The sequence below is a fragment of the Sporomusa sp. genome (assembly GCF_057736855.1).
This window is the reverse complement of sequence record NZ_JBYKYF010000284.1, coordinates 1-4011: the sequence shown is the minus strand read 5'-3', so window position 1 is coordinate 4011 and position 4011 is coordinate 1. Positions and strand designations below refer to the sequence as shown.

The window sequence follows — 4011 nt, the reverse complement described above, 5'->3', positions numbered from 1 at the left end:
ACTGCCACTTCTAACTGCTCTTTGTTGTGACTTTGTTCTGTCACTACCGTCCGCAGTGTCTCCAAATTTCCATTCAGAATACCGACAGCCGACTCAGTCTCCATTGCCTGATTAGTGGCTGCCATAGCCACATCATTGATGACTCCGGAAATTTCATCAGACGTGTCTTGCATGCGTGCTGCTAACGAATTAAAATCATCTCCATATTTATTCATTTCGTCAGTGATACCCTTAAAGCCAATAAACTCACTTTTAACCCGCTTTTTGTACTCTGAAAGCAATTCGCTAATTTCTTCAAACTCATCATTAGATTTAAGCTTGGTTTCAGTAAAATATTTGTGTTCTTGAATATCGGCAATCTCCGCCTTAATGCCGTCAAACGGCCGGAGTAATAGCGCAGCACCACCTGCAGCCAAGACGCCGTTTAACAATGCCATCCATAGCGGCACATCAATGTCCACTGCACACAACAACCCGCCAACCAGCAATGATACAATGCCAACAGCAATACCTAACTTAATCGGAATACTCCGAATGAAACCAAAGGATAACAGTCGATTGAACCGGTATACATTGGTGCTGGTAATCGGTTTAGGAAAAGTAATCAGCATCTTTAAATGCTCTGCCGAAGACTCGATAATCTCCGTCTTGATGTCTTCTTTAAAATGCTCGGCTGCTCCAGCCAGCAAACCCTTCAGATAACCAAACATGCCGCGCTTGGATCGATAACTTAATATCGCACAATACTCGGATACCGGCTCAATCAACAGCTCAGGCGGATTAGCACCAGGTATCCTTTTGACCATTACAACATGTACATCATACATGGACCGTAAGAACGAGTATAAGCTCTCCTGACGAAAAAAAGCGGGGTAGGCCTGGGAAAACGTTGCAGCATTGTCTTTACCGATGCTAAACCAAATTTCATCCAGACTTTTGCCTGTACGATTGGCTAAAAAAGTAACAAACTTATTGGGTATAGCATCGTCGATTTCTTCGGTTGGCAAGAATAACTTAGTAGGCTCCCAGCCAACGTGCCGCATTGCTTCTTGTGCTAACACCTCCCCCCAAATCTTGTGGGCAGTGTTAACCCATGTCCCAACAACGGTTCCTTTCACAAAAACACCCCATATCTAAATATACTATTTATCCATATTGCTAATGGTATTCTCGCTACCCGTGAAAATTCCCTCTATTATTTTACAAAATTTGCGAGCTTTTCCCGAAAAATCGGCAATGATGTCCTAGACACGCATACGCTAAAACGCCATTCGCAATAGGATTACTTTCCTTCATTCGAGGATTTTGTCATCTATATCGGGGTAAACTAACATCACCAATTACGTGGGAGGTGATAGTTTGTCCAGCAAAGAAAATTGCCACATTTATAGCTTTTGGAATGGCAAAAACTTAAATGGGGAAAACAAATGCTTTGACTACCGCGGCAGCGGCGAGAGCTGCAGCCAATGTGAGTTCAAATGTGTGGAAGGCACTGAAACCATCTGTGCCGATGAGCTGTAGCTTGTATGAATCTCAGTTATTAAAATCAATTATCTGGTTTCACTCTTGGGGATTGCCTTTACGTTCTAGACTTTTATCAACAGATAACTGAACCCGATTAGAATGTGTGTTCTAATCGGGTTCAGTTATCTACAGCATTCCTATCTTTAGGAGCGGCCACCAAGCAGCGATGTTGTAATAATAACAGGTTCCATAGCCTGAAAACGGGTAGTTTCGAGAGCCCGCAAATCGGCTGTCAATTTAGAGTGTTCTTCTTTGAGTACTTTTTTGGTATAGTCAAACTCTTCAAGTTTACTTAGAGCCACTTCAATTTCATTTATTTTATCAACATATTCCCTATGCAAATTGACGATATCCTGACCGGTTTTTATGCCCTTCATACTATCACCATTATATATTTAATTACGTAAGCATATTATGCCCCATTTTCTATATGTCAACTCCAAAAAATTTATTTCATAATAGGCAAACAGTAGCCTGCAAAAATTACTTTCGCGTAATAGGAGGTTTGGCTGCCAACTGCTTAGTAAGAACTTCTTTAAACCGCGCCTTGGTTTGCGGCTTCTTTTTACTCCCTTCCGTTACGTTACGATAGTCACGAAAGGTTAGATGTATCCGCTGAATTGCCCCTATTTTTATTACCATCTTTGCCGCCCTCCTATGGAATAAATTTCTTTCATTTATATTATCGTATTAATCTGGTTGGATAATAAGTGCCATATTTTTTATTGGTTTTCAATCCAATTCTTACTTCGTGTTGCACTCATAAAGCTTGGATACACTATCAACAGGAGGTGGTAAGTATGCTGCATCGAAAAAAGCGAAAGTCACTGATGGATATGGATATTGATATTGGCATAACATCAGTGCTTAAAGCTGTGGCTATTGGCGCAGTTATTTACCAGGCTACCAAATTCATGATTAACGAAATAGCCGATGACTAACCGTCACCTCCCAACTTACACGAAAGGAGATGAAACTATGGCTAAAAATCAAGAACGTTGTAACAAAGCAAACAAAGCGAATGTGGAATTTGGTAAAGAAATTTGTCCAAAAGGCAAAGAAGAAAAAAAGCAAGAACAATGCCGAAAGTAAGCTGCCATTTTTAAGGGGTGGAGAAATCCATCCCTTTTATATTTTTGTAAAAAAACCTTTATATTTTCATGGTATATTTAGGCAAAATAGGAAATACTAACTTTGGAGGTGATGGGAATGGGATTTAAAGATTTACCCGGCGGCGCAAACTCCAAAAAAGATCAGTCTGCCAATCAGAAATCCACAGACCAGCAAACGTCAACTATGAGCAATTCACCCAACCAGCAAGAATCTCTCACAAATACCAAGTCTTCGCAATAACCCCCTTTTAATAACAGAGCGGCATTTCGTCCGCTTTGTTATTTTTTTGCAAAATTAAAGCTCATTGAATCAAAATCTTTGGAGAAACTAAAAATAGCTTATCATAAGGAGGGATTTGATGAAAAAACTTATTCCCGGAATGTTTTCCAGTATATCTGATGCCGAGTTAATCATTGCTACCCATGGCTATGATGATACTGCACCTGAAAACGTAACCGATAAGTTTAGCGAACATGGCGACAATAACAGCCTGACCCGCACGGATAATTCCTCTATTATGTCTAAGGCCACCGACCAGGAAGTTTTTGATTATGAGTCAATGCAGGAAGGACTTGATAATACGTTATCATAAAAATAACAATACAAAACCCCGCAGCTGCTATGTCTGTGGGGTTTTGTCCTTTACTAACTCATTTTTTCTCGAAACAAGCTCTGAATAAACGGCAACAATATCCGGACTAAGTCTATTATCACCCGACTGAGTCAGCGGCAATTTATACCGTTCTTCCATCATTTTAATTAATTGAGTTAACCGATCTACATCTTCTTCTGCTCGTTCCATTTCTTCACGATACCAATTCATTCCGCACATATCTTGTCCCCCTTTACTTATCACTTCGTGATCCAAAAGAATAATCCTTTTACTTCGATGCACAAAACCAGAAAGACCTCCAGGTTAGACCCCGGAAGCCTATAGGTTTGCTTAAAACTAGCGGCAAATTGAACAAACGGGAAATCGATCTGTAAGCGATAGAATCTTTTACTATTCCACAAACACAGCCGAATACCAATTGGTTGTTTCATCTGCTGTCCTTAATGTTTGCAGCGGTAATCCAAATTTATGAACGGTTTTGAAAACATCAATACCTACTGAATGGAATTCAGGCCGAGTTTTGACTGGATTGGCACAAGGCTTTCTCTGAAAACCGAGACATTCGGCACAAATGGCGCAATTGCTCAAAGAAAAGGCAAAATGATATCCACGGTGAAATGCTTCCAACTCAAGCTCATAAGAAACATTCTGAGCAATTTTAACGTCAGTAGAATGAATAATTACACCCCATGTATAGCGTTTAAATATTTGTTCATATTCCCAAGGTTTCAAAAAATTTTCGGCTGAAGGACACAAATGCC

9 protein-coding genes are annotated in these 4011 nt (G+C 40.1%); 4 read left to right on the top strand and 5 right to left on the bottom strand.

The annotated features are described in order from the left end of the window. On the bottom strand, nt 1-1118 hold a 1118-nt coding region (locus tag AC29Z1_RS14705; protein WP_488272206.1), incomplete at its 3' end, for a heme NO-binding domain-containing protein. Nucleotides 1119-1359: 241 nt separating this feature from the next. On the opposite strand from AC29Z1_RS14705, the gene AC29Z1_RS14700 reads away from it, so the two are divergent. After that, nucleotides 1360-1521 carry a hypothetical protein gene (locus AC29Z1_RS14700; protein ID WP_488272205.1) on the top strand — a complete coding sequence of 54 codons (162 nt, stop codon included), beginning with the start codon at nt 1360-1362 and terminating at the stop codon, nt 1519-1521. Between the two features lie 146 nt (nt 1522-1667). On the opposite strand, the gene AC29Z1_RS14695 is transcribed toward AC29Z1_RS14700, so the two are convergent. Both AC29Z1_RS14695 and AC29Z1_RS14690 read right to left on the bottom strand, forming a co-directional pair. Next, a complete protein-coding gene (locus AC29Z1_RS14695; protein WP_488272204.1) occupies nt 1668-1901 on the bottom strand; it encodes a hypothetical protein in 234 nt (77 codons plus the stop codon). A gap of 106 nt (nt 1902-2007) precedes the next feature. Then, entirely contained in the window at nt 2008-2166 is a 159-nt protein-coding gene (locus AC29Z1_RS14690; RefSeq protein WP_488272203.1) for a hypothetical protein, read from the bottom strand. 158 nt (nt 2167-2324) lie between these two features. Between AC29Z1_RS14690 and AC29Z1_RS14685 the strand changes: the two genes are divergently transcribed. From AC29Z1_RS14685 to AC29Z1_RS14675, 3 genes are all read left to right on the top strand, one after another. Then, complete coding sequence (locus AC29Z1_RS14685) at nt 2325-2465, top strand: hypothetical protein (RefSeq protein WP_488272202.1); 141 nt, start codon at nt 2325-2327, stop codon at nt 2463-2465. Nucleotides 2466-2733: 268 nt separating this feature from the next. Further along, the gene (locus AC29Z1_RS14680) at nt 2734-2877 is read left to right on the top strand and encodes a hypothetical protein (protein WP_488272201.1); all 144 of its coding nucleotides are present in this window, start codon (nt 2734-2736) and stop codon (nt 2875-2877) included. A gap of 118 nt (nt 2878-2995) precedes the next feature. Continuing rightward, entirely contained in the window at nt 2996-3229 is a 234-nt protein-coding gene (locus tag AC29Z1_RS14675; protein WP_488272200.1) for a hypothetical protein, read from the top strand. Nucleotides 3230-3256: 27 nt separating this feature from the next. Here AC29Z1_RS14675 and AC29Z1_RS14670 read toward each other — a convergent pair whose 3' ends face one another. Together AC29Z1_RS14670 and AC29Z1_RS14665 are read right to left on the bottom strand one after the other, a co-directional pair. Then, a complete protein-coding gene (locus tag AC29Z1_RS14670; protein WP_488272199.1) occupies nt 3257-3469 on the bottom strand; it encodes a hypothetical protein in 213 nt (70 codons plus the stop codon). Nucleotides 3470-3640: 171 nt separating this feature from the next. After that, a partial coding sequence (locus tag AC29Z1_RS14665) for a DUF2284 domain-containing protein (protein ID WP_488272198.1) occupies nt 3641-4011 on the bottom strand: 371 nt, incomplete at its 5' end.

Excerpts from the sequence above, each read along its gene's own strand:
- AC29Z1_RS14695 (WP_488272204.1), bottom strand. The coding sequence starts at position 1,901 with ATGAAGGGCATAAAAACCGGTCAGGATATCGTCAATTTGCATAGGGAA.
- AC29Z1_RS14690 (WP_488272203.1), bottom strand. The coding sequence starts at position 2,166 with ATGGTAATAAAAATAGGGGCAATTCAGCGGATACATCTAACCTTTCGT.
- AC29Z1_RS14685 (WP_488272202.1), top strand. The coding sequence starts at position 2,325 with ATGCTGCATCGAAAAAAGCGAAAGTCACTGATGGATATGGATATTGAT.
- AC29Z1_RS14670 (WP_488272199.1), bottom strand. The coding sequence starts at position 3,469 with ATGTGCGGAATGAATTGGTATCGTGAAGAAATGGAACGAGCAGAAGAA.
- AC29Z1_RS14680 (WP_488272201.1), top strand. The coding sequence starts at position 2,734 with ATGGGATTTAAAGATTTACCCGGCGGCGCAAACTCCAAAAAAGATCAG.
- AC29Z1_RS14675 (WP_488272200.1), top strand. The coding sequence starts at position 2,996 with ATGAAAAAACTTATTCCCGGAATGTTTTCCAGTATATCTGATGCCGAG.